The sequence below is a fragment of the Longimicrobium sp. genome, assembly GCA_036389795.1.
GTDB lineage: Bacteria > Gemmatimonadota > Gemmatimonadetes > Longimicrobiales > Longimicrobiaceae > Longimicrobium.
The window spans coordinates 1-24,505 of the sequence record DASVWD010000157.1 but is presented as its reverse complement, the minus strand read 5'-3'; the positions used below and the strand labels follow the sequence as shown (position 1 = coordinate 24,505).

Here is a 24,505-nt window from a genome sequence, read left to right as displayed (position 1 = left end):
GTTTCCTCGTCTGGATCGAGCCGGCTGCGACTGACATTGGCGCGGCGGCCGGCGGCCCCCGCCCTGGCGCCTGGCGCGCCTGTCCCTCCCCCGAACTTCAGGGGAGGGACTTCGGCGCTGCGCGCGACGAGCGGGACTGGTTTCCCACCGTCTAATCGGACGAATGTCATCCCGAAGGCGCCGCAGCACCGAATCCGTGTCCGTACCGGGGCCCGGCGGCGCCTGAGGGATCTACTCTGCCTTCCCGGTGGCCGGCTTCGCGCGCGACAGGCGGAGCCCGGACTGCTGTTCTCCCTCTCCCGCGCAGCGGGGGAGGGCCGGGGAGGCGGCGCCCCGCCCGCGGCCGCGCCGAGATTGGTCGAAGCGGGCGGATCCGTAGTTTTCCAATCCACTCGAGAAGCAGCAGGAATCACGCTGCACCTCGTCCCGCCGAGCGTCCACCTCCGCCCGGTTTTGAGGATTCCGGCGCGGGAGTTAGAATAGGTCGCGAGCGGCTCCGGACGGACCGAACGCGCCCGGGGCCCACTGCCTCCGATCAACCGAAAACCAGGCGAGCCTTGCGGCTTCCGATCATCGCGGGCCCGCTGCGGGGGCGCTGGTGGCTGCCGGCGAGCCGCGGCAAGGTCCTGCGCATCCTGAACGGCACCTACGAGCGCGAGCAGACCCGCCTCTTCCAGGAGTGGATCCGCCCCGGCGACACCGTGCTCGACGTGGGCGCGCACGTGGGCTACTACACGCTCCTGGCCTCCGTCCTGGCCGGCGACGCGGGGACGGTGTGGGCCTTCGAGCCGAACCCGAAGAACTTCTCGTTCCTGGAGCGGCACGCGCGGATCAACGGGCGACGGAACGTCCGCGCGGAGCGGGCCGCCGTCTCCGACGCGGAGGGAACCGCGCGCTTCGACTTCGGCACGGGGAGCGGGACGGGGCACCTGGCCGAGGGCGGCGCGCTGGAGGTGCGCACGGTGCGCCTCGACGACTTCTGCCGCCGGCACGGCCTCCGCCCCGCGGCGGTCAAGATCGACGTCGAGGGCGCCGAGGGCGCGGTGCTGGAGGGGGCGCGCGAGACGCTCGCGGCGGCGCGGCCGGTCGTCTTCCTCTCCACCCACGGCCCCGGAGTGCACCGGTACTGCCTGGACCTGCTGCGGGAGACGGGGTACGGCTTCCGGCCGATCGTGGGGGACGACGTGGAGCGCGCCACCGAGGTCCTCTGCCTCGCGGACGGCGCGGCGGCGCGGTGATGCGGATCTCCGTGGTGGTCTCCACCTACGAGAAGCCGGCCTTCCTGGAGCGCGTGCTCTGGGGCTACGCCGTGCAGAGCGACCGCGACTTCGAGCTGGTGGTGGCCGACGACGGCTCTGGGCCCGAGACGGCCGAGCTGATCCGGCGGATGCGGCGCGAGGCGGGGCTCGAGCTGCTGCACGTCTGGCACGAGGACCGGGGCTTCCGCAAGAGCGAGATCCTGAACCGCGCCATCGTGGCCGCCGCGGGCGACTACCTGGTGTTCACCGACGGCGACTGCATCCCCCGGCGCGACCTGGTGCACGTGCACCGGAAGCTCGCGCGCCCCGGGCGCTACCTCGCCGGGGGTTACCTCAAGCTTCCGCAGATCGTCAGCGAGCGGATCGGGGTGGACGACGTGGTGTCGGGGCGGGTGGCGGACCTGGGGTGGCTGCGCGCGCAGGGGTGGCGCCCCGGGCGGCGCGCGCTCCGGCTGGTGCGCTCGCGGCCGCTGGCGGCCTTCTTCGACCGGCTGACGCCCACGGCGGCGCACTTCCACGGAAACAACGCGTCCACCTGGCGCGAGGCGCTCCTGGCCGTCAACGGCTTCGAGGGGGAGATGGGGTACGGCGGGCTGGACCGGGCGCTGGGCTACCGGCTGGAGAACGCGGGGGTGAAGGGCGTCCAGGTGCGCCACCGCGCCGTCGCCCTGCACCTGCACCACGACCGCCCCTACCGCCGCCCCGAGGTGGTGGCCCGGAACCGCGAGATCCTGGCCGCCATCCGCCGCGAGGGGCTGGTGCGCGCCCGCCGCGGCATCGCCGAGCTGGGGCCCGACCCCACGCTCCGCGTCGAGGGAGAGACCGTACGACAGGAGAACGCATGACCCCGGGAACGGCCGAGAAGCGGTGGATCGTGGGCGTGGACCTCGGCGGCACCAACGTGGTGGTGGGGCTGCTGCCGATCCAGGGCGGCGACGTGCTCGGCTTCCGCACCCACCCCACCGAGGCCCACCGCGGCGCCAAGTCGGTGGTCGACCGCATGGTCCACATGGTGGAGGAGGCGATCGCCGAGGTCACCGCCGAGGCGGGGACCACGCGCGGCGCCATCGCCGGGGTGGGGATCGGCAGCCCGGGGCCGCTGGACCGCAAGACGGGGACGGTGATCAACACCCCCAACCTGGGGTGGCGGAACTTCCCGCTGCGCGACCTGATCGCCAACGCGGTGAAGCTCCCCTGCACCTTGGACAACGACGCCAACTGCGCCACCTACGGCGAGTGGTGGCTGGGCGCCGGGCGGGGGACGCAGACGCTGGTGGGGCTCACGCTGGGGACGGGGATCGGCGGCGGGATCGTGCTGAACGGCGAGATCTACCACGGCTGCAGCGACGTGGCGGGCGAGATCGGGCACATGACCATCGACAGCAACGGGCGGCGCTGCAAGTGCGGCAACTACGGGTGCCTGGAGCAGTACGCCAGCGGCCCGGCCATCGCCGTGCGGGCCGTGGAGGGGCTGGAGGCGGGCGCCGAGTCGATGCTGACCGAGATGGTGAACGGGAAGGTGGAGGACATCACCGCCGCCACCGTCTACGAGGCCACCGTGCTGGGCGACCCCTACGCCACCGAGGTGATGAAGGACACCGCCAAGTTCCTGGGGGCGGGGATCGCCAGCATCATCAACATCCTGAACCCCGAGATGGTGGTGATCGCGGGCGGCGTCACCCGCGCGGGCGACCACCTCTTCGGGCCCCTGCGCGCCGAGGTGCGCCGGCGCGCCTTCCGCTCCGCCCAGGAGTGCTGCCGCATCGTCTCGGGCGAGCTGCCGGGGACGGCGGGGGTGGTGGGCGCGGCGGCGGTGTTCAAGATGGAGAACTACGGGCACGTGTGAGGGAGGCTCGGGTCCGCACCTCGGGTTGCATCGGGGATCCACGCAGCGCGGCATCCGCAGGCAAAGGCGGATGAATCCGCGGCTACAACTGCAGAAAGCCTCACAAACCACGTGAGGCTTCAACAGCGAACCGCAACGGCGAAAAAGCGTTAGGTCGGGTAGGCTCGGTCTTCGTCACGCGCACTTCGGTGCCAGCACACTTCCGCACTCACGCACTCACGCACTTTCCACCTTGCCCAAGCGCGTCGGCATTCTCGGCACCTTCGTCTGGGACACCATCTGGACCCTGGAAGACCAGGCGGCGGGGCGGCCGTTCGAGAGCTGGGGCGGGGTGGCGTACTCGCTGGCGGCCGGCGCGGCGGCGCTCCCGCGCGGGTGGGAGATCGTCCCCATCGCGAAGGTCGGCGCCGACCTCTTCGGCGAGGCGCACCGCTACCTCGACACCCTCGAAGGCGTCGGCCCGCGCGCGGGGCTCGTCCGCGTCGCCCAGGCGAACAACCGCGTGGAGCTGCGCTACCTGGACGCGGAGCGGCGCGGCGAGCGGCTCACCGGCGCCGTCCCCGGGTGGACGTGGGAGGAGCTGGCGCCCGTGCTCGAGGGGCTCGACGCGCTCTACCTCAACTACTTCTCCGGCTGGGAGACGGACCTGGAGACGGCCCGGCGCATCGCGAGGGAGTTCCGCGGCCCCGTCTACGCCGACCTGCACTCGCTCTTCCTGGGGCCTCCCGGCGAGGGGCCGCGCGAGCCCCGCCCGCTCCCCGACTGGGAGGAGTGGCTCGCCTGCTTTGACGTGGTGCAGCTCAACGAGGACGAGCGGCGCCTGCTGGGCGCCTCCACCGACCCGCGCTCCGTCCCCGCCGAGCTGCTCCGGCACGGCCCCGACGCCGTGCTGGTGACGCTGGGCCCCGCCGGCGCCGTCTACGCGGCCCGCCCGTACGCCGACTCGCGCCCCGGGCTGCGCGGCGGCCCGCGGCTGGAGGACGGCGGCGGGCGCGTCCTGGCGCGCCGGGTCGACGGCGGCGACCCCACCGGGTGCGGCGACGCCTGGGGCGCCGCCGTTTTCGCCGGGCTCCTGGGCGGGCTGTCGCTGGAGCACGCCGTCACCCGCGCCACCGCTCTGGCCGCCGCGAAGATGGGCCACCGCGGCGCCACCGGCCTCTACCGCCACCTCCGCCGCACCGCCGACGCCTGGGCCCGCTCCCCGATCGACGCCCCGCCCTGAGGCCGTGCAGGCGCCGGGGACCGGGGCCGGCGACCGGTTGACATGACCGGCCGCCGGGGCTATCATCGCTCCTGTTGGGAAAATTTTCATGGAAGGCGTTCCGCTGGTCCCCCCTTCACAGGACGATCCCCGTCATGACGCTCCGACGCCGTCTCCTCGCCACGGTCTTCTTTGCCGCGCTCGCCGCCTGCTCGGGCGACTCCCCCACGGCGCCGCGGCCCGCCCGCCTGGAGAAGGTGGGCGGAGACGGGCAGACCGGCGCACCAGCCGGGGCGCTCCTCGACTCGCTGGCGGTGAGGGTCGTCTCGGCCGGGGGGCGGGCGGTGCCGGGGGTGACGGTGACGTGGAGCGTGGCGGAGGGAGGCGGCGCCCTCGGCGCGCCGGCCGCGGTCACGGACTCGGCCGGGGTCGCGAAGGCGGGGTGGACGCTGGGCGCGCCGGGGCGGAACGCGGCGACCGCCAGCGTGGCCGGGGTGCCTCCGGCCACCTTCACCGCCACCGCGGTCCCGGTGGCCTCGGTCACCGTCTCGCCGGCCGCGCCCAGCCTGGGGAAGGGCGACGCGCTGCAGCTCGCCGCCGTCCCGCGCGACAGCGCGGGGAACCCCCTCGCGGGGCGCCCGGTGCGCTGGTCGTCGTCCGACCCCGGCACGGCCGCGGTGAGCGAGGCGGGGGTGGTCACCGGCGTCGCGCTCGGCACGGCCACCATCACGGCGGCCAGCGAGGAGCGCAGCGGCTCGGTGGTGGTGACGGTGACGGCGGAGGACCGGGCGGCGCCGAGGCTGACGGGCCTGTCGCTGGCGCCGGCGGCGGTCGACGTGACCTCGGCGGCCGCCAGCGTGGAGGTCCTGGTGTCGGCCGCCGACGGCGGCACCGGGGTGGAGTCGATCTTCGTGATCTTCCAGGGCTCCGCGCCGGGGACGGGGACCGGCTGCAGCGACTCGCCGTCGGGGACCGCCGTGCTGGTCGGCGGGTCGCCGGCGAGCGGGGTGTGGAGGTGCACGGCCGCCGTCCCGCGCGGGGCCGTCCCGGGGACCTGGACCATCAACGACGTGATCCTGATCGACCGGGCCGGCAACCAGGGACACTCGGGGACGGCGGACCTGCGGGCCGCGGGGCTCCCCTTCTCCTTCTCCGTGGCCAACACCGCGCCGCCGGCCCGCCCCGCGCTGACGGCGGTGGCGATCACCCCGGATGCGGTGGACGTGAGCACCTCCGCCGCGTCCGTGGAGGTGGTGCTCTCCGCGAACGCAGGCGCCGGGGTGAGGGAGGTGAACGCCGCCCTGGCGGCCACCCGCGGGGAGCCGCCCGGCGGACAGTCGGCCGGGTGCTCCGCGCTCGCGCCCGCCAGCGGCACGCAGACGGCGGGGACGTGGAGGTGCACGCTGAGCATCCCCCGGTCCGCCGCGGCGGGGACGTGGAACCTGTGGGTGACGATCAGGGACCAGGCGGGGAACAGCGTCCTCTACGACCCGCCCGCCCTGGCCGCCGCGGGCCTGCCCGGCACGCTGCGGGTGGTGAGCGCCAGCGAGGACGTGACGGCGCCCGTCCTCACCTCGCTCTCCGTGAGCCCCACCCGGGTGAGCCTGGGCGACCTGGGGAGCACGGTGGAGTTCAGCTTCACGGCGGCCGACGCGGGAACCGGGGTCAGGGTCGGGGGCGCGAACCTCCGCCAGCCGGACAACCAGGGAGGGCGGGGGTGCAGCGCCGACCCGGCGGGGGGCGCCCCCCAGCAGTCGGCCGTCTTCCGCTGTTCCATCCTGCTCCCCCCCTCGTCGGTGGAGGGGACCTGGACGGTGCAGATGGTGTTCTTCGACGCCCTCGGCAACAGCCGGGCGTACACCGCGGCGGAACTCAGGGCGGCCGGCTTCCCCGCCGAGGTCGTCGTCACCCGCTGAGCCTTCCGCGCGACGCGGAGCACGCCTGGTCCCGCCTCCCCATCCGGGGGGCGGGACCTTGCGCTTGAGCGTGCGATGACGGGAGCCGGGTCCTCCCGCGCCGTCCTCGCCTCGCGCCCGAACCAGTCCGCGCAGGCGGAGTTTTGCGCCGTTGTAGCGGTGATTTCAATCGCCCGTCCGAGGCGGCCGGCGCGGCACGCCCGGCCTTCCACACCGAACACTTTCCGATCCGCTCCGCGGGATGTAGCTTCCCCGCATGCCTCACCGAGAGCCCGGCGCATGACGCGCGTAGTCGCCATTCCCCCCACGCTGAACGACGACGCCTTCGAGGCGGTGCTGGCCGAGGTCGCCGAGGGCGGCGGCCAGAAGCTGCTCTTCGACGCGCGCCACGTGCGCTTCGCCGACCCGTACGGGATGCTGGGGCTGCTGGCCGTGGGCGAGCACCTGCGCGGCCGGGGGGTCCCGCCGATCCTGCACCTGCCGCAGTCGTCCGACGTGGTGCGCTACTTCGCCGCGATGGGCTTCCTGCGCGCGGCGGCCGGCGCCTTCGAGCTGCACGACGCCCCCCGCGGCCGCGCGGCCGAGCCCACGGCGCTGCTGCCGATCACCGTCATCCAGTCGCACGAAGACGTCCACGACGTCATCAACGAGCTGAACGAGGGGCGGGTGAGCGCGCTCCTCTCCGAGCAGCTGGGCTACAGCAAGGCCGACGCGATCGCCTTCAGCATGCTCCTCTCCGAGGTCTCGCAGAACATCATCGAGCACGCCGACGCGCCCGGCTGGGTGGGGATCCAGACGTACCGGCGCTGGCGGGGGATCGACCGGCGCGTGGCGGTGATCGCGGTGATGGACCTGGGGGTGGGCTTCAAGGGCTCGCTGGAGCGCGAGCACGCCGCGCGCTTCGGCGACCGCTGGGGCGACGCCACGGCGCTGGAGGCCGCCTTCATCCACGGCGTCACCCGCTTCCGCGACCCCGGGCGCGGGCAGGGGCTCAAGCAGATCCGGAAGAAGGTGGGGCGCTGGGGCGGCAAGATCGCCATCCGCAGCGGCACCGCGCGGATCGCCGACGTCCCCGAGTGGGACGATGCGCCGCCGCTGGTGAAGGACCTGCCGGGCTTCCCCGGCGCGCAGATCGAGATCATCCTCCCCGCGCGCGAGCCCGCGCCCCCGGCCCCCGAGCCCCAGGCCGCCGGCCGCGCGCGCGCCTCGATGCGGCGGACGTGACCCCTGCACACGGCCTCGGAGCCGGGGCAGGTGGGGCAGGGGCGGGTGAACCCGCGGCAACAACGGCGAGAAGCCTGCCTGCGCAGGCTGGTTCGGCGCGGGGGCCGACTTCGGCGCGGGCAGGCCGGCTTCGGGGCGCGAAGCGCGCGGGCGCAGCCCGCTAGTCCGCGCAGGCGGACTTCGTGTGGTCGTCGCAGCGAATTCATTCGCCCGAGATGGCCGAGGACCGGGACGTTTCACTTTCGCACTCACGCACTCACGCACTGATGAAGACCGTCACCTTCGAGACCAACAAAGGCTCCTTCACCGCCGAGCTGTACCCCGACGCGGCGCCCAGGACCGTCGAAAGCTTCGAGAAGCTGGTGCGCGACGGCTTCTACGACGGGATCGTCGTCCACCGGGTGGAGCCGGGCTTCGTGATCCAGGCCGGCGACCCGCTCACTAAAGAGCTCCCGCTCACCGACCGGCGCATCGGCACGGGCGGGCCCGGCTACACCGTCAAGCTCGAGGTGCAGGGCAACCCGCACCGCCACGAGACGGGCGCGCTGTCCATGGCCCGCACGGCCCATCCCGACAGCGCGGGGAGCCAGTTCTTCGTGGTCCTGGACGAGGCGAACGCGCGCCACCTGGACGGCCAGTACACGGTCTTCGGCAAGGTGACGGACGGGATGGACGTGGTCCGGCAGATCCAGCGCGGCGACCGGCTGGAGAAGGTGACCGTCCACGACGCCTGACGTCCCGCGCCCGCGCCCACTCACCCGCAAGCTTTGCCATGCTCCTGCACCGCCGCTCGGTGACGTCGCTCTTCAGCAACCTGGTGACCCGGCCCACCGGGCGCGCCATCCGCACCGGCGTGGAGAGCCAGATCGCCGAGCTGGAGGGCGGCGGCCAGGCGTGCCTGTCGATCCTGGACTTCAGCCAGGTGCGCGTGCTCGACTACAGCTGCGCCGACGAGATCGTAGCCAAGCTGCTGCTGCGCTTCGCGGGCGACGACCGGCCGGCCGACGCCTTCTTCGTGGTGCGCGGGATCGACGAGCACCACGAGGAGGCCATCGAGGCGGTGCTGGAGCGGCACAGCCTCCTCCTGGTCGCGCAGGACGAGGCGGGCGCCGTCAAGCTGCTGGGCGAGCCGGACCCCGTGCACCGCGCCGTGTGGGACTCGCTGGTGCGCCGCGGCCGCGCGGTGCCAGCCGAGGTGGCGGCGGACACGGGGCTCGCGGTGGAGGCGGTGGAGGCGACGCTCGACGGGCTCGTGGCGCTGCGCGTGGCGGCGCGGCTGGCCGACGGCGCGGTGACGCCCGTCTCACGGCTGCTGGAGGAGTGATGGCGAACGACTACCGGGGCGCGGGCCCGTCCACCCGCGCGGTGCACGCGGGCGAGCCGCCGGCCGAGACGTACGGGCCGGTGGTGAACCCGATCGTGCTGAGCAGCACCTTCTTCAGCGAGCCGGGCGGCCAGGGGCCCGTCCTCTACCAGCGCTACGGCAACGCGCCCAACCACCTGGCCGTCGCCGAGCGGCTGGCGGCGCTGGAGGGCGGGGAAGACGCCGTCGTGCTGGCCAGCGGGATGGCGGCCATGGCGTGCGCGCTCCTCTCCGTGATCCAGGCGGGCGACCACGTGGTCGCCACCGACGCCATCTACGGCGGCACGCGCACGCTGCTGGCCGTGGAGCTGGCGCGGCTGGGGATCGAGACCACCTTCGTGGACCTCTCCTCGCCCGGATGGGTGGACGCCTTCCGCCCGAACACGAAGGTCGTGGTCGGCGAGAGCCCGTCGAACCCGCTCCTGCGCGTCCTCGACCTCCGCCCGATCTGCGACGAGGCGCACCGGCGCGGGGCCGTGGTGATCGTGGACTCCACCTTCGCCTCGCCGATCAACTGCCGCCCGCTGGAGAAGGGGGTGGACCTGGTGATGCACAGCGCCACCAAGTACCTGGGCGGCCACACCGACCTCACCGCGGGGGTGATCGTCGGCGCGCGCGAGCGGGTGGCCGCCGTGCGCGAGCGGGCGAAGGTGTGGGGGCCGCTGCTGGACGCGCACGCGGTGTGGCTGCTGGAGCGGGGGATCAAGACGCTGGCCCTGCGCATGGAGCGCCACAACCGCAACGGGATGGCGGTGGCGCGCTGGGCCGAGGGCCGCCCCGGCATCGCCCGCGTGCACTACCCGGGGCTCCCGTCGCACCCCGACCACGAGACGGCGCGGCGGACGCTGGACGGGTTCGGGGGGATGATCGGGATCGAGCTGGAGAGCGGCGAGGCGGCGGCGCGCTTCGTCCACGCGCTGCGGCTGGCGAAGGTGGCGCCGAGCCTGGGCGGGGTGGAGACGCTGGTCTCGGAGCCGCGCTACACCTCGCACGCGGGGATGACGCCCGAGGCGCGCGCCGCCAACGGCATCCGCGACGGCTTCCTGCGCGTCTCCCTCGGCGTCGAGGACCCCGAAGACATCATCGCCGACCTGGAGCAGGCGCTCGCCGCCGCGACGGAGCCGGTGCGGGCCGACGCCGCGGCGGATTGAGTATCGGCCGGGGTATCGCTGGTCATCGCGGCCACTGCGGATTATCGTTTGTGGGCGTTTCGTCGCAGACCGCGTGAGGAGGTGCCTGATGATGCAACTTGGTGAGCGGATCACCATGGACCCCGAAATCTGCCACGGGAAGCCTACGATTCGGGGTCTTCGCTATCCCGTGGAGTTGATCCTGGAGTTGCTCAGCGCGGGGATGAGTCACGACGAGATTCTCGCGGACTACCCCGACCTCGAGCGCGAGGACATCATCGCCGTGCTCGCGTTCGCGGCTCGCCTGAGCCAGGTGAAGCGGATGGTCCCGCTGGCGGCATGAACTTTCTCGTCGATGCTCAGCTCCCGCGCCGGATCGCACTGCGGCTGCGCGAACAGGGGCATGACGCGATTCATACGCTGGACTTACCCAACGGGAACAGGACGTCCGACGCCGAAATCCTGGCGATCTCCGCCCGTGAGCAACGGGTAGTGGTTACCAAGGACGCCGACTTCGTCAATTCCTTCACACTTGCCCGTCAGCCCGAAAAGCTGCTGCTGATCTCCACTGGTAACATTGCCAACGCCGATCTCGAACAGATTCTCCTGCCCAACCTGTCCACGATTGTTTCCGCGTTCACGACGGCAGACTTCATCGAGGTGACCCGCGACTCACTGCTGATCCACGCGTAGGGCCGACACCGCCGCGGGGCGCACCGCCAGTCCTGCACACCCTTTTCGCAGAAGCTGTCAGCGGCTCCCTTCGATGAAGTGAATTAAGCGCCGGTTCCCTCTTCCCGCGCTCCCTCTTTCCACCTGGACCGCTCATGCACGCTATCCTCCGCCCCCTGCCGCTGTTCGCCGCGTGCGCCGCCATGGTCCTCGGTCCCGCCCGCCTCCCGGCGCAGGACCAGGCGATGGAGCAGGCGCTGCGCCGCATCTTCGCCTCGCGCGACTTCGCCTCGGAGCGCTTCGGCCCCGCGCGCTGGCTGGACGGGGGCGACGCCTACACCACGCTGGAGCGGTCCGAGCAGGTCCAGGGCGCGCGGGACATCGTCCGCTACCGGACGGAGACCGGCGCCAGGGACGTCTACGTCTCCGCCCGGCAGCTCGTCCCGGCCGGCGCGCAGGCCGCGCTCGAGGTGGAGGACTACGCGTGGTCGCCCGACGGGTCGCGGCTGCTGGTCTTCACCAACTCGCAGCGCGTGTGGCGCAACAACACGCGCGGCGACTACTGGGTGCTCGACCGCGGCACCGGCGCCCTGCGCAAGCTCGGCGGCGACGCGCCGGAGTCGTCGCTCATGTTCGCCAAGTTCTCCCCCCAGGGCGACCGGGTGGCCTACGTGCGGGAGGGGGACCTCTACGTGGAGCGCCTCTCCGACGGCCGCGTCACGCGGCTGACCACCGGAGGGTCGCGCACGCTGGTGAACGGGACCACGGACTGGGTCTACGAAGAGGAGTTCTCGCTCCGCGACGCCTTCCGCTGGTCCCCGGACGGGCGCAGGATCGCCTACTGGCAGTTCGACATGACGGGGGTGCGGGACTTCCTCCTGATCAACGACACGGACTCGCTCTACTCCTTCGTGGTCCCGGTGCAGTACCCGAAGGCCGGGACCACCAACTCCGCCGTCCGCGCCGGGGTGGTCGACGCGGAGGGCGGGCCCACGCGCTGGCTGCAGCTCCCCGGCGATCCCAGGAACGACTACCTGCCGCGCATGGAGTGGGCGCCGGACTCGCGCGAGCTGGTGCTGCAGCGGATGAACCGGCTGCAGAACACCAACCGCCTGATGCTGGCCGAGGCGGCGACCGGGGCGGTGCGGACCATTCTCACCGAGCAGGACAGCGCCTGGCTGGACGTGGTCGACGACTTCCGCTGGCTGAAGGGCGGCGCGGAGTTCCTCTGGGTGAGCGAGCGCGACGGCTGGCGCCACCTCTACGCCGGCAGGCGCGACGGCGGCCCGCTCCGGCTCGTCACCCCCGGGGAGTTCGACGTGACCGACGTGGAGCAGGTCGACGAGCGCGAGGGGTGGGTGTACTTCCGCGCCTCGCCGTCCAACGCCACGCAGCGCTACCTCTACCGCGCGCCCCTCGCCGGCGGCCGGGCGGAGCGCGTCTCGCCGGCCGCGGCGGCGGGGACGCACGGGTACGACGTCTCTCCGGACGCGCGCTGGGCGTTCCACACCTTCGACACCTTCGACACGCCCCGCGTGACCGACCTCGTCCGGCTCCCCTCGCACGCGGCGGTGCGCACCCTCGCGGAGAACCGGGCGCTCCGGGCGGCCGTGGCCCCACTCGTCCACCGCGAGACGGAGTTCTTCCGGGTCCCCGTGGGCGGCGGCGTGGAGCTCGACGGGTGGATGCTCCTCCCGCGCGACTTCGACCCCGCGAAGAAGTACCCCCTGCTGATGTTCGTGTACGGCGAGCCCGCCGGGCAGCTCGTGGTCGACGCGTGGCAGGGCGCCTACCGGCTCTGGCACGGCGCGCTGGCCGACCGCGGCTACGTGGTGGCGAGCGTGGACAACCGGGGCACCCCTTCGCCCCGGGGCCGCGCCTGGCGCAAGGTGGTCTACGGGGCCATCGGCGAGCTCTCCAGCCGCGAGCAGGCCGAGGCGGTCCGCGCCCTCACGCGCTCGCGCCCGTACCTCGACCCGGCGCGGGTGGCCATCTGGGGGTGGAGCGGCGGCGGGTCGTCCACGCTCCAGGCGATGTTCCGCTACCCCGACGTGTACCGGGTGGGGATGTCGGTGGCGCCCGTGCCCGACCAGCACCTCTACGACACCATCTACCAGGAGCGGTACATGGGCCTGCCGCAGGAGAACGCGGAAGGCTACCGCCGCGGCTCGGCGATCAACCACGCGGAGGGGCTGCGCGGCGACCTCCTGCTCGTCCACGGCTCGGGCGACGACAACGTGCACTACCAGGGGACGGAGCGGCTGGTGAACCGCCTGGTGGAGCTCGGCAAGCCGTTCGACCTGATGGTCTATCCCAACCGCAGCCACTGCATCTGCGAGGGCGGCGGGACCACGCTCCACGTCTACTCGCTGCTTACGCGCTACCTCCTGGAGCACCTTCCCGCCGGCGGGCGTTGAGGAGGGACTCCTCCCCGGATCGGCCAGCCGGCGCGCATCGCCGCGGACCGGGCGCGGCGCGGCGGATCGATTCGCAAGACCTCCTCGAGCCTTCATCGCACCCGGCCACGCACACCCGCAGCGGAGATCCCGGCATGCGCCTTCACTTCCTCGCCCTGGCCGCGGTCGCCGCGTGCGGCGGCCCGGCCTCGGACGATCCCAACGTCCGGATGGTCGCCGCGTCGGATCCCGCCATGCTGGCCGCGATCGATTCGGCCCGCGCCACGATCGGGGAGCTGCTTTCCCGCATCGCGAGCCCGCCGGCTACGCAGACCCACCTCTCCGTGAAGGTTCCCCTGCGCGAGGGGGACGACGTGGAGCACATGTGGCTGGACAGCCCGCGCTACGACGGCCGGCTCCTCCACGGGACCCTCGACAACCAGCCGGTCGTCGTCCACAACGTGCGCCCGGGCGACGCCGTGAGCGTCGCGCCGAACGAGATCTCCGACTGGATGGCCATCGATGCGGGCCGGCTCTGTGGCGGGTACACCATACGCGCCATGCAAGACCGCCTCACGGCCGAACAGCGGGCGCAGTTCGAGAGTAGTCTCGGGATCGTCTCCCTGAACAGCCCCTGCTAGACAGCCCGCCCGCTTACGAAAACAAAGCCGTTCTCTTCGGATGTTCCGCTCAGCTCGCTCGCGGAGATGCCCACCGCCGGGTCCTGCACACCTCTCCGCAGGAGCTCCGATGTCATAGTTCTGGTTGGATTCTGATCTACCGGCGAACGGCGAAAGGCCTCACACGGAGTTAACGGAGTCAACAGAGAACCACCCGCAGTTCTCCGTTAACTCCGTTTCCTCCGTGTGAGACATTCAGTTATGGATCTCGATGCGAGCCTCGGATCGAGTTGCCGGCGCTCACCGTCCGGGCGCGGGCTCCTCGGTCACGAAGCGGCTACTCATCCAGCCCAGGCGGTCCTGCGGCGCCTCCTCGGGCCATCCCTCGGGCGAGGCGTCCCGGGGCGGGGTGCGGCCGTCCATCAGCACGTACCACCAGACGCGGCCGGTGGCGTCGGTCGCCTCGGCCAGGGCGACGCCGCGCGCGCCGCGGCCGTACTCGGCGCTGGCGTTGCCGTGCCCCTCCCACACCCCCTCCGCGCCGCTGATCTCCGGCGAGTAGCGCAGGAGGTAGCGGTCCTGCGCGACCGTGAACCGCTTCGGCCGGGCGAGGAAGCGCGTGGGCGGCGCGGTCTCCGACGAGCCCAGGATGCGGTGGCGCAGCCGGTAGCGCACCGTGTCGCCGCGGACCTCGGGGCGGTAGTACTCGATCAGCAGGTGGGTCTCGGCGCAGCAGCCGTACTGCACCGCGCGGAAGCCGAGCGGCTCGCCGGGGCGCCCGCGCCAGGTCCGCTGCAGGGTGGCGTGCGCTTCGAACACCTGCACGGCGCGCCCGCCGATCACCTGGTAGAAGAGGAGCCGGTCGCCCTCCATCGCCGCCACCTCGCCCTCGCGCATCTCGATCCACGGCCCGTTGTAGACCACGTCGCGCACCCCGTCGCCGCTGAAGTCGACGAAGTGGAAGTCGGCCGGGCTCTGCTCCACCTCGCCGCCGCGCACCACGGGGATGCCGAGCGCGCGCAACCGGGCCAGCCGGTCGCCCGGGACGGGGTCTTCCACCTCCGACCACCGCAGCGAGTCCAGGCTCAGGAAGTGGCGCGGCTCGCCGAAGTCCGGCAGCCCCGGCCAGGGCTCGTCCGGCGCCTCCACCCGCGCGGCGGCTGCGACGGCGGCGGCCGCGGACGCGCTGTCCGCGGCTTCCGGGGCCCGGGGCGTCTCTCCCCGCTCCGGGCACGCGGCGAGGCAGGCGAGTCCGAGCAGGGGGAGGAGGGAGAGCGGCTTCATGGGGTCGGTGGAGGGGAGGAAGGGTGTGGGGGCGGGGAACCGGCGCGGTTATGATCAGGCATGGGGGCGGCGGACACAAGGGAGTGTCCCTTCGGCGCCCTGGCGGAGGCGGGACGAGGGCCGCATGATCGGCCAGCCGCTTCCCCCCGGCCGAATCCCGCCGCAACGGTCCACGCCGGCGCTCCCTCCCGCGGCGGGCCGATCCGAAGCTCCCGGCCGAGTCGTATCCATCAGGGCGTGCGCCTCGCCCTTTTTCGTGGCTCAGCACAATCCACGGTCCGGGTGTCTTTCCCCGGAAGCGGCGACTCCCCCCGATCCCCGATGTCCTTCGCGCCGAATTCCTTCCTCCCATGAAGCGCTCTTACGACGTGGTGATCGCCGGCGGCGGACCGGCGGGGCTCTCGGCGGCGGAAGTGATCGCGTCGCGCGGGTGGTCGGTGTGCGTCGCGGAGCGGATGCCGAGCATCGCCGAGAAGGTGCGCACCAGCGGCGGCACGCTCGTGCACTGCATGCGGGAGCTCGGCGTCCCCGAGCGGCTCTACCACGTGATCGACGCGCTGCGCTTCCAGGCGCCCGGCGGGCACGTGGAGTTCGCCATGGACGACCCGCGGGTGTGCGTGATCGACGTGCGCGGCGTCTTTCGGCTGCTGGCGGACCGCGCCGCCGCGGCGGGGGCGGAGGTGCTCACCGGGACGGTAGCCGACGGGCCGTCGGTGGACTACTTCTCGGGCTACGCCACCGGGTGCCGGCTGGTGCGCCGGGGACACGCGCCCGCCACCGTGCGCGCTCGTGTGCTGATCGACGCTACCGGGTACGCTTCGGTACTCGCGAAGGCATCGGGGCTGCACCCCGGGTTCCGACGCTACGCCTTCGGGGCCGAGCTGGAGCTTCACGCGCCGAACGCCGACCAGAAGAACGCCACGGTATTTCTCGACGGCCGCCACGCTCCTGCGCAGTACCGGTGGGTGTTCCCGCGCGGCGGCGGCCGGGTGCGCATCGGCGTGGGCGTGCTGCACGCCGACACCCGCGCCAGCCCGCGCGACCTGCTCGCCCGGCTCAGGCGCGACGTCGCCGGCTTCGGGGTGGACCTGGCGGGCGCCGAGGTGGTGGAGGAGCACCACGGGCTGATCCCCTCCGACGGGCTGCCGCGGCGCTTCACGGGCGACGGCATCCTGGCCGTGGGCGACGCCGCCGGCCAGCCCACGCTGGTGGTGGGCGAGGGGATCCGCGTGGCCGTCGAGGCCGGGCGGCTGGCGGGCGAGACGGTGGCCGACGCGCTGTCCGCGCGCGACGTGAGCGCGGCGCGGCTGGGGCGCTACGAGCGCGAGTTCCGCCGCCGCTTCGAGCGCGACCTGGCCATCGGGCACGCCGTCAACCGCGTGCTGGCGCGCTGGGACGACGGCGACCGCGACCGCTTCGTGCGCGGCGTGCGCGACATGCCGCCCGCCGTGGTGGCCAAGCTCCTCCTCTCGCGCTTCACCGACCCGCAGGTGGTGGGGTGGGTGATGACGCACCCGGTGATGTGGCGCACCTTTCTGCGCGCCGCCGCCCGCCGCCTCACCCCCTGGGCCCGCCGCCCCGCCGAGCTGGTCGCCGCCGACGCGTCCGGCGCCGTCCCCGTGTAGTCCCACGCGAGGTTTCCATCCTTCGCGCCTGGAGGCAGCCTGCCGGCGCGGAAGCCAGCCTCCGCGCCGAACCAGCCTGCGCAGGCAGGCTTCTCGCCGTTGTTGCCGCGGGTTCACCCGCCCGGCGCGGGGCCGCGTGGAGCCGACAGTTCGACTCTCTCTCAGGAAACAGTTCACGTGAGCTCCATCGCCCTCCCGGCGCGTCCCGGCCTGCACCGGCCCGTGGGGCTGCGCGTCCTGATGCTCTTCGGCGCGCTCTTCGCCGCGGGGACGCCGGTGCTGCTGGGGCTGGCCGCGCTCGGCGTGGGAGAGTTCCGCATCGGGCCGCGGGTGGTGGACGCCGCGACGTGGCTGCGCGTGGCGGCGCCGCTCTTCACGCTGGCCGGCCTCCTCTTCGCCGCCACCAGCTACGGGATCGCGCGGCGGCGGGCGTGGTCGCGCCGGCCGCTGATGGCGCTCTGGCCGGCGATCGCCGTCTACGCCGTCACGGCCTTCGCGCTGGGCGCGGTCCGGCGCGCGGAGCTGCTCCAGGCGCTGGCCGACGCCGCGGTGCTGGGCGCCGTCTCGTACTGGTATCTCTATCGGAAGCGGAACGTCCGCGCGTACTTCCAGGCGCTGCGAACCCGCCCTTGATGGGTGGTGTAGATTTTCCCGGCACGATTCTGACGCCGCTTGTCGCACCCGACAGGCGGCGTCGCTTTCACGCCACGCACCGAACGTGCGTGAGTGAGTGTGTGAACGTCTACTCGTCTACCTGTGACCGATGGCGAGCGTGGATAGATCCGGGTCGGGGCGCGGCCGCGGGAAGCCGCGGGAGGAGGAGAGCCGGGCGATGGACGCGGTGGCGGACATCGCCGTGGTGGGGGCGGGCCCGTGCGGGATCGCGGTGGGAGTGGCGGCGAAGGAGCGCGGCCTCTCCTGCGTGCTCTTCGACAAGGGCGCCGTCACGCAGTCCGTCTACCGCTACCCCACCTACACCACCTTCTTCAGCGGCCCCGAGAAGCTGGAGATCGCGAACGTCCCCTTCACCACCGCGGGCGACAAGCCCACCCGGCGCGAGGCGCTGCGCTACTACCGCAAGCTGGTGAGCTTCTTCGGGCTCGACGTGCGGCAGTACGAGGAGGTGTTCCACGTGCGCCGGCTGGACGACCTGTTCGTGCTGGTCACCCGGCGCCGCGACGGCTCCACCACCGCGCACCGCGCGCGCAACGTGGTGATCGCCACCGGCTACTTCGACACGCCGCGCCGGCTGGACGTCCCCGGGGCGGCGCTGCCCAAGGTGGTGTCGTACTTCAGCGACCCCTTCCCCTACTTCGACCAAGACGTGCTGGTGGTGGGCGGCGGCAACAGCGCGGCCGACGCGGCGCTCACCTGCTGGCGCGAGGGGGCGCGCGTCACCGTCTGTCACCTCTTCCCCACGCTCGACAAGGGGATCAAGCCCTGGGTGCGCCCCGACCTGGAGAACCGCATCGCCGAGGGGGCGATCCCCGTGCTCTATTCGCACCGGCTCACCGAGATCCGCCCCTACGAGGTGGACGTCCTCGACATGCAGACGGGGAAGACGAAGACGCTCAGGAACGACTGGGTGCTGGCGATGATCGGCTACGTCCCCGACCCCGGCCTGCTGCGCGAGCTGGGCGCCACCATCGACGGCGAGACCGGCATCCCCACGCACGACCCCAGGACGATGCGGACCGACGTGCCGGGCGTCTACATCGCGGGGGTGATCGCGGCCGGCTTCGACGCCAACAAGATCTTCATCGAGAACGGCAAGCTGCACGGGCCGCTGATCGCGGACGCGGTCGTGGAGTCGGGGCGGAAGGGGTAGGGCTGCGACGGCGCGGGACGCCACCCTGGGCGTCGGGTACCAGACTCCAGAATTGATCATGCAAGCGTAGAGATGCGGCGTGGGAGGAGATCGTGGTCCGTCGCGCGGGCCTCGCAGCCCTCACCCGCGCCCGTCGCTCGCTCCTCGCGACGAGGCACTCCCTCTCCCGATGACGGAAGAGGGCTGACCCCGACTCGGCGCGGCGGGGGACTCGCGGCTTCGGAAGGTCGGATTCACCGGGGAGGTGGTCGTATGTTTTCCGCCCGATTAACTTTCGGGAGAGGAACGCATCCCCCATCCCCACTCCCGGAGAACCATCCCATGAAGAAGCTCAGGCTGGAGATCGAGCAGCTGGAAGTCGAGTCGTTCGCAACGGCCACCGGCCCGGAGGACGGGCTGGGAACCGTGCGGGGGCTGGCGGACAAGACCGAGACGCAGTTTCCCCAGGAGACCTGCCCCATGGAGTACACGCCGTTCGTCATGAGCTGCGACCCGGCCGACTGCGTGAGCATGGAGGTGGACTGCACGATGTCCCTGTACACGACCGATCTGAACGACGCCTGCACCGGAGGCTGAGCCGCGCGGCTCGGCTCCGGTCTCGTCCGTCGTGTCATTCTGAGGGAGCGCCTGCGCCGGCCTTGCCTTCGCGACGAAGCCTGGGCCGCCCGGCTCCATCGTGTTCAGGGGTTCGGCGCAGCGGCTTCCTCAGAATGACAATGAGGGACTTCGGCGCTGCGCGCGACGGGCGGTCCGTAAGGCGTTGATCCGGAAGGCGCAACGCGGTAAGTTCTTGACCGCCGCTCTGGCGGTCCTTCTCCGTTCGACGTCCGTCCTCCCCCATTCTTTCCCGAACCCCGCGACTGGAGGCTAGATGCCGCGCGTCCTTCGTCCGCTCCTGCCGCTCTTCGTGCTCGCGATCCCCGCCGCCGCGCCCGCGACGGCGCAGCAGCCCGTGCTGAACATCCGCCACGACGCGCGGGAGAAGGAGATGGTCATCGAGGTGGGGCCGGTGGACCTCCCCGCGAACGCCGAGCACCTGCAGCTGCCCGCTCTCCACGCGGCGATCCCGCTGGACGGGTGGCTGCACGGGTTCCGGGTGGAGATGGTGGACGGGGAGGGGAAGGAGGTGCCGCGGCGCACGCTGCACCACGTGAACGTGATCGCCACCGGCCGGCGCGAGCTGTTCAGCCAGATCATGCTGCGGGTGGCCGCGGCCGGGCAGGAGACCGCCCCCGCCATGCTGCCGCGGCTGATGGGCTACCGGGTGCGGAGCGGGCAGGAGCTGATCGTCACCGCCATGCTGAGCAACCCCACCGCGCGCGACTACCGCGGCGTGCGCCTGCGGGTGCACTTCCCCCACACGCCGGCCGACGCGTGGATCAGGCCGCTCTCGATCCTCCCCTTCTACATGGACGTGATGCCCCCGGCCAGCCTGCACTCGTACGACCTGCCGCCGGGGCGCTCCAGCAAGAGCTGGGAGGCGCGGCCGGCGGTGGCGGGGCGCATCGTGGCCGTGGGCGGGCACCTGCACCGCTACGGCCTGTCGCTGCGGCTGGAGGACGTGACCGCCGGGAAGGTGATCTGGGACGGGCGCCCCGTGCTGGACGAGACGGGCGAGGTGGCGGGGATGGACATCAAGCGCTTCATCCTGCGCCTGGGCATCCCCGTGCGCACGGACCACGTCTACCGGCTGACGGCCTTCTACGACAACCCCACCGGGAAGACGATCCCCGGCGGGGGGATGGGCGCGCTGGGCGGCGTCTTCATCCCCGAAGACGAGGCGAAGTGGCCGGGGATCGACAAGAACCACCCGGAGCTGAAGCTGGACTGGCACCTGGTGCACACCGGCAACCAGCCCGGCCAGGGCGGCGGACACGGCGGACACGGCGGACACGGCGCCGCCCCGGCCGCCGGCCACTCGCACGGCGCCGCGTCCACCGGCCACGACCACGCCGCGCCCGCCGCCAAGTCCGCCCGCGCTCCCGGCCGGCGCTGACAACCAGCCCCTGAAAGAACGTCATTCCGAGCGGCGCCGCATCGCCGAAGCTGCTACCACACGGAAGCCGTGCGGCGCCCGAGGAACCTGCTCACCCCTGCCGGGTGGCTGCTTCTCCGCGTGGACCCGGCCTCGTCGCAGCCGCGGGAAGATTCCGCGGGAGCCCGTCCGGCCACACTGCAGGCGTGGGTTCGGCGCAACGGGCTCCACTCGGAATGACATGTCTTCGGGGAACTGCATGCCGGATCGGGAGATCGAGCATCAGAACCGTTTTTGCCGGGGAGTCGCTCTCTTGTCGCGCCCGCGGCGCTGCCTTACCATGTGAGCGGTGCCGTGAGGGCGGCCGACGGTCCGCGTAAAGGGTTCAACCCGCCCCCTGCCGTTCATCCCATAGACCTTCTATTCCTCGCCCAACCTGCGGACACGGGCGGCATGAAAGGGCTCGTCCCCTTTCGAGGAAAGGAAGGTGCCTCATGTCCGAACCGACCCCCGGGTCCGCGTCCGGCGCGCTGCCGCTCCCGGACGCCCCCAACCTCGACTGGCTCCGCAAACAGGCCAAACGCCACCTCCAGGAGCTGCGCCGGACGAACCCGGACGCCAGGCTGGCCGACGCGCAGTTCGGCCTGGCCCGGCGGTACGGGTTTTCGAGCTGGCGGGCGCTGAAGGCGCACGTCGACGCGTCGACCTTCGACGGCCGGCTGTTCGAGGCGGCGCGCGGCGGCGACGCCGCCGCCCTCGCCGCGCTGCTCGACGAGCGGCCGGACGGGCTGCACGCGCGCGCGAAGCCGTACGAGTGGTCGCTCCTGCACGCCGCGGCGCACAACGGCCACCTGGCCGTGGTGGAGCTGCTGCTCGCGCGCGGCCTGGACGCGAACACCCGCGAGAAGGGCGACAACACCACCGCGATGCACTGGGCCGCGGCCGCCGGGCACCTGGACGTCGTGCGGCGCCTGGCCGACGCGGGCGGCGACGTGGTGGGGAGCGGCGACGACCACGCGCTGGAGGTCATCGGCTGGGCCACGTGCTGGGAGGGCACCGACGAGCGCCACCAGGCGATCGCGGAGTTCCTGGTGAGCCGCGGCGCGCGGCACCACGTCTTCTCCGCCGTCGCGCTGAACCTGGCGGACGAGGTCCGCCGCATCGTGGCGGCCGACCCGGCGGCGCTGCACGGCCGGATGACCCGCAACGACGGCCACCGCACGCCCCTGCACTTCGCCGTCCTGAAGAACCGCCCGGAGATGGTCGCGCTGCTGCTGGAGCTGGGCGCCGACCCGCTGGCGGTGGACGAATCGGGCCAGCCGGCGGCCGTCTACGCCACCGCGCCCGACACGGACCGGCGGCTGCTGGAGAAGATCCGCGAGATGACCGCGGCGGAGCTGGACAGCGCCGAGCGCGGCCAACGCCCGCCGCGCGGCACCCTGCTGGACCTGGTGGCCGTCCTGGCGCTGGGCGACTGGGAGACGGCCGCCCGGCTTCTGCGCGAGGATCCCGGGCTGGCAGGGAAGGGCGGCGCGCTGCACCTGATGGCGAAGCGGGGCGACGCACGGGCCGTGCGGTGGCTGCTGGACCACGGCGCGGACCCCAACGCGGTCTGGGCGCACTGGGACGCCGGGGTCACCCCGCTGCACCTGGCCGCCGCGCAGGGCCACGCCGACGTCGTGCGCCTGCTCCTGGACGCCGGCGCCGACCCGGCCGTCCGCGACGGCAAGCACGACGGCGACGCGGTCGGCTGGGCCGAGTACGGCAGGGTTCCCCCCGCCCCGAACTGGCGGGAGATCGTCCAGCTCCTCGAGGCGCACGGCGCGAAGGCGTAGCCAGCTCGGTGGGAGCGTTTTCGTGCCGGCGGGCGGTGTGGAGCTTGCGGCGCGGCCGACCCCGACGACCGTAGATCCATCCGTCCGCCCCGGAGACGCGATCCGTGCCCGACGCCGTCGTGCAGGCCCTCCTCCCCCTCGTCCGGCAGTTCGCCAGCGGCGAGTACGGGATCGCGCTCGGCGGCTCGCTCGCGAAGGGGACGGGCGACGAGCGGTCGGACGTCGACATCTATCTCTTCGCCGAGCGCGTCCTTCCCGCGGACCAGCGCCGGGCGCTCGCGGAGCAGGCCTGCGGGGCGGAGGGCGGCGTCGCCTGCTGGGGGAGCGGCGAGCCGTTCGTCGAGGGCGGGACGGACTTCCGCTACGGGGGGCAGACGGTGGAGGTCTGGATCCGCGAAGCGCGCTCCGTGGCGGAGACGATCGAGCGCTGCCTGCGGGGCGAGGTCGAGCGCGAGTACCGGGCGTGGACGGTGATGGGCTTCTTCAACCACGCCGTCCTCTCCGACGTGAAGTCGATGCGCATCGTCGAGGACCCGGCCGGCATCCTGGCGGAGTGGAAGCGGCGGGTGGCGGAGTACCCGCCCGCGCTCAAGCGGGCCGTCGTGGCGCGCTTCCTGGCCGAGGCGAAGTTCTGGCCCGGCAACGTCCACTACCGCACCGCCGTCGAGCGCGGGGACGCCATCTACGCCGGCGGCATCGCGCACCAGGTGGCGTACGCGCTCGTCCAGGTGGTGTTCGCGCTCAACGAAACGTACTTCCCGGGCGAGAAGCAGCTGGCGCGGGCGCTCGGCCGGCTGCCGGCGGCGCCGCGCGCGTTCGCGGCGCGCGTGGAGGCGCTCCTGTGGCCCGGCGCGCCGGCGAGCGTCGCCGAGCTGTGCGCGCAGGCGCGCGAGCTGGGCGCGCTGGTGGAGGAGGTCGAGGCGCTGGCGCGCGCGGAGGAGGCGGATGTCGCGTAGGGGCGGGGCGGCAAGCCTTCCGGCCAGCTCCGCGGTCCGGCCCGCAGCGCGCTTCCCCGGTCGAGCATCGGGCACGGACGGCCTGCGCGCGGCTCGCACGCGCGCGCGGGAAGATTGCCCCGCGGCCAGGTGCGAGCTACCTTCCAGACACAATATATCCGTGGACGCTCCCAGACGAGGTTCGTCCAATGAGAAAAATCAATGCGAAGGTGATCGTCATCTTCCCCTACGGCGGATTCAAGGCGGGGAGCTCCAGCGAGCGGCTGTTCTGGCGCATCGTCGAGGTGGCGCAGCGCGTAACCACCATCCCTCCCGCCGTCATCGTCCTCAACAGCGACACGGTGCGGAAAGGCCAGGCGAAAGCGTTCCTGCGCGACCCTCGCCACGCCAAGCTGGACGTGGTCGTCGCCTGGTCCGTCGACACCTGCCAGATGTGGCTCCACGGGTGGGGCCACGTGCTGGACACGTGCAGGAGGAAGAGGCTCGACCGGGTCATCCAGTTCCCCGGCGACATCGAGAGGCTGGAGGACGAGCAGGCCTTCCTGGGCCAGCTCGAGGTGTTCGCCACCCTGGGCGGCTGGAGTCTGGCGGTCGGCGAGTTCCAGATCGGAGGGCGGTTCGGGGCGAAGAGCCTGATCGACCAGTACGGGACATATCCGCTGATGTCGATCTGGTTTCCCGAGCTGACGCGAAGCGTGCTGTCTCTCCCCCTGAACCGGCCCAGGTCGGAGTTCCTCAACCTGGACGCGAAGACCCTCGACATGCTGCTGCTGGAGCGGAAGTTCGCGTACGAGCAGACGATCAACATGCTGATCAGCTGCTGGGATAGCAAAAGCGCCACCTGGAAGCGGGGCGTGCGGGTCACGCCGCACCAGTTGGGAACCCTCCAGGACAACGACAGCCAGCGGCACTACATCGGCTGCCTGGACCAGATCGAGAGGACGGAGCGGATGCTCAAGCTGCGCTGGCGGGAGGTCAACAGTCCGGGCCCCAACGCGAAAGACGCGGAATACAGCAGGTTCATCGAGACCTTCCACCGGCTCGACCGGCTGTCGACCGCCAGCCGCGAGAGCGCGGCCATCACGATCCGCTCGCTGCTCGGGATCGGAACGATCGCCTGATGCCGGGCCGCCGCCCGGCTGCGCGGCCGAGCCGGAGGGCGGTGCGCGGTCGCGGCGGAGGCGGGTCACGAGGGGAGGCCGGGTTCCGCTCTCCCGCCCTGCCGCCCGCCGCGCGAGTCGCCCGGTCGCGCGCGCTCGATGCTGGTGTCGGCGAACGAGACGGGGTCTTCCAGCGGCTCCAGGTGGGTGTCGACCGTCGAGGCCGGGATCGCGGCGCGGATCTCGGCCTCGAGGCGTTCCAGCAGCTCGTGCCC

General features: G+C 72.6%; 23 protein-coding genes. 21 read left to right on the top strand and 2 right to left on the bottom strand.

Annotation, left to right across the window (positions count from 1 at the left end):
- Nucleotides 1–557: 557 nt before the first annotated feature.
- The 13 genes from VF746_21380 to VF746_21320 all read left to right on the top strand — a co-directional run bounded on the left by VF746_21380 (nt 558) and on the right by VF746_21320 (nt 13,648).
- Nucleotides 558–1,238: an FkbM family methyltransferase gene (locus tag VF746_21380; GenBank protein HEX8694977.1), complete on the top strand. Its 681-nt coding sequence runs from the start codon at nt 558–560 to the stop codon at nt 1,236–1,238.
- Entirely contained in the window at nt 1,238–2,104 is an 867-nt protein-coding gene (locus VF746_21375) for a glycosyltransferase (GenBank protein ID HEX8694976.1), read from the top strand. The genes VF746_21380 and VF746_21375 overlap by 1 nt, the downstream gene beginning before the upstream one ends.
- Nucleotides 2,101–3,105, top strand: a complete 1,005-nt coding sequence (locus VF746_21370; protein ID HEX8694975.1) for an ROK family protein — start codon at nt 2,101–2,103, stop codon at nt 3,103–3,105. The genes VF746_21375 and VF746_21370 overlap by 4 nt, the downstream gene beginning before the upstream one ends.
- Nucleotides 3,106–3,337: 232 nt before the next feature.
- Nucleotides 3,338–4,327: a carbohydrate kinase family protein gene (locus tag VF746_21365; protein HEX8694974.1), complete on the top strand. Its 990-nt coding sequence runs from the start codon at nt 3,338–3,340 to the stop codon at nt 4,325–4,327.
- 134 nt (nt 4,328–4,461) lie between these two features.
- Nucleotides 4,462–6,222 (top strand): Ig-like domain-containing protein, encoded by a 1,761-nt coding sequence (locus VF746_21360; protein HEX8694973.1) that lies wholly within the window; start codon nt 4,462–4,464, stop codon nt 6,220–6,222.
- A gap of 279 nt (nt 6,223–6,501) precedes the next feature.
- Nucleotides 6,502–7,446 carry an ATP-binding protein gene (locus VF746_21355; protein HEX8694972.1) on the top strand — a complete coding sequence of 315 codons (945 nt, stop codon included), beginning with the start codon at nt 6,502–6,504 and terminating at the stop codon, nt 7,444–7,446.
- A 266-nt stretch (nt 7,447–7,712) separates the two neighbouring features.
- Complete coding sequence (locus VF746_21350; GenBank protein HEX8694971.1) at nt 7,713–8,180, top strand: peptidylprolyl isomerase; 468 nt, start codon at nt 7,713–7,715, stop codon at nt 8,178–8,180.
- A gap of 38 nt (nt 8,181–8,218) precedes the next feature.
- Nucleotides 8,219–8,770: a hypothetical protein gene (locus VF746_21345; GenBank protein HEX8694970.1), complete on the top strand. Its 552-nt coding sequence runs from the start codon at nt 8,219–8,221 to the stop codon at nt 8,768–8,770.
- A complete protein-coding gene (locus VF746_21340; GenBank protein ID HEX8694969.1) occupies nt 8,770–9,960 on the top strand; it encodes a PLP-dependent aspartate aminotransferase family protein in 1,191 nt (396 codons plus the stop codon). Before VF746_21345 ends, VF746_21340 begins: the two co-directional genes overlap by 1 nt.
- Nucleotides 9,961–10,048: 88 nt before the next feature.
- Nucleotides 10,049–10,282, top strand: a complete 234-nt coding sequence (locus VF746_21335) for a DUF433 domain-containing protein (protein HEX8694968.1) — start codon at nt 10,049–10,051, stop codon at nt 10,280–10,282.
- Nucleotides 10,279–10,632, top strand: a complete 354-nt coding sequence (locus tag VF746_21330; protein HEX8694967.1) for a DUF5615 family PIN-like protein — start codon at nt 10,279–10,281, stop codon at nt 10,630–10,632. Before VF746_21335 ends, VF746_21330 begins: the two co-directional genes overlap by 4 nt.
- A gap of 134 nt (nt 10,633–10,766) precedes the next feature.
- Nucleotides 10,767–13,028, top strand: coding sequence for a S9 family peptidase (locus tag VF746_21325; GenBank protein ID HEX8694966.1), 2,262 nt, complete (start codon nt 10,767–10,769; stop codon nt 13,026–13,028).
- 134 nt (nt 13,029–13,162) lie between these two features.
- Nucleotides 13,163–13,648 carry a DUF2314 domain-containing protein gene (locus VF746_21320; protein HEX8694965.1) on the top strand — a complete coding sequence of 162 codons (486 nt, stop codon included), beginning with the start codon at nt 13,163–13,165 and terminating at the stop codon, nt 13,646–13,648.
- A 279-nt stretch (nt 13,649–13,927) separates the two neighbouring features.
- Here VF746_21320 and VF746_21315 read toward each other — a convergent pair whose 3' ends face one another.
- Complete coding sequence (locus VF746_21315) at nt 13,928–14,911, bottom strand: hypothetical protein (GenBank protein ID HEX8694964.1); 984 nt, start codon at nt 14,909–14,911, stop codon at nt 13,928–13,930.
- 350 nt (nt 14,912–15,261) lie between these two features.
- Between VF746_21315 and VF746_21310 the strand changes: the two genes are divergently transcribed.
- The 8 genes from VF746_21310 to VF746_21275 all read left to right on the top strand — a co-directional run bounded on the left by VF746_21310 (nt 15,262) and on the right by VF746_21275 (nt 24,251).
- Complete coding sequence (locus VF746_21310) at nt 15,262–16,536, top strand: NAD(P)/FAD-dependent oxidoreductase (protein HEX8694963.1); 1,275 nt, start codon at nt 15,262–15,264, stop codon at nt 16,534–16,536.
- A 177-nt stretch (nt 16,537–16,713) separates the two neighbouring features.
- Nucleotides 16,714–17,169 carry a hypothetical protein gene (locus VF746_21305; protein HEX8694962.1) on the top strand — a complete coding sequence of 152 codons (456 nt, stop codon included), beginning with the start codon at nt 16,714–16,716 and terminating at the stop codon, nt 17,167–17,169.
- A 139-nt stretch (nt 17,170–17,308) separates the two neighbouring features.
- Nucleotides 17,309–18,364 carry a YpdA family putative bacillithiol disulfide reductase gene (locus VF746_21300; protein HEX8694961.1) on the top strand — a complete coding sequence of 352 codons (1,056 nt, stop codon included), beginning with the start codon at nt 17,309–17,311 and terminating at the stop codon, nt 18,362–18,364.
- Between the two features lie 321 nt (nt 18,365–18,685).
- Nucleotides 18,686–18,940 (top strand): hypothetical protein, encoded by a 255-nt coding sequence (locus VF746_21295; GenBank protein ID HEX8694960.1) that lies wholly within the window; start codon nt 18,686–18,688, stop codon nt 18,938–18,940.
- A 295-nt stretch (nt 18,941–19,235) separates the two neighbouring features.
- The gene (locus VF746_21290; GenBank protein HEX8694959.1) at nt 19,236–20,360 is read left to right on the top strand and encodes a hypothetical protein; all 1,125 of its coding nucleotides are present in this window, start codon (nt 19,236–19,238) and stop codon (nt 20,358–20,360) included.
- 473 nt (nt 20,361–20,833) lie between these two features.
- Complete coding sequence (locus VF746_21285) at nt 20,834–22,174, top strand: ankyrin repeat domain-containing protein (GenBank protein ID HEX8694958.1); 1,341 nt, start codon at nt 20,834–20,836, stop codon at nt 22,172–22,174.
- Between the two features lie 104 nt (nt 22,175–22,278).
- A complete protein-coding gene (locus tag VF746_21280) occupies nt 22,279–23,130 on the top strand; it encodes a nucleotidyltransferase domain-containing protein (protein ID HEX8694957.1) in 852 nt (283 codons plus the stop codon).
- A gap of 188 nt (nt 23,131–23,318) precedes the next feature.
- Nucleotides 23,319–24,251 carry a hypothetical protein gene (locus VF746_21275; protein HEX8694956.1) on the top strand — a complete coding sequence of 311 codons (933 nt, stop codon included), beginning with the start codon at nt 23,319–23,321 and terminating at the stop codon, nt 24,249–24,251.
- 65 nt (nt 24,252–24,316) lie between these two features.
- Here VF746_21275 and VF746_21270 read toward each other — a convergent pair.
- Nucleotides 24,317–24,505, bottom strand: a 189-nt coding sequence (locus VF746_21270; protein HEX8694955.1) for a hypothetical protein, incomplete at its 5' end; no start/stop codon positions are given.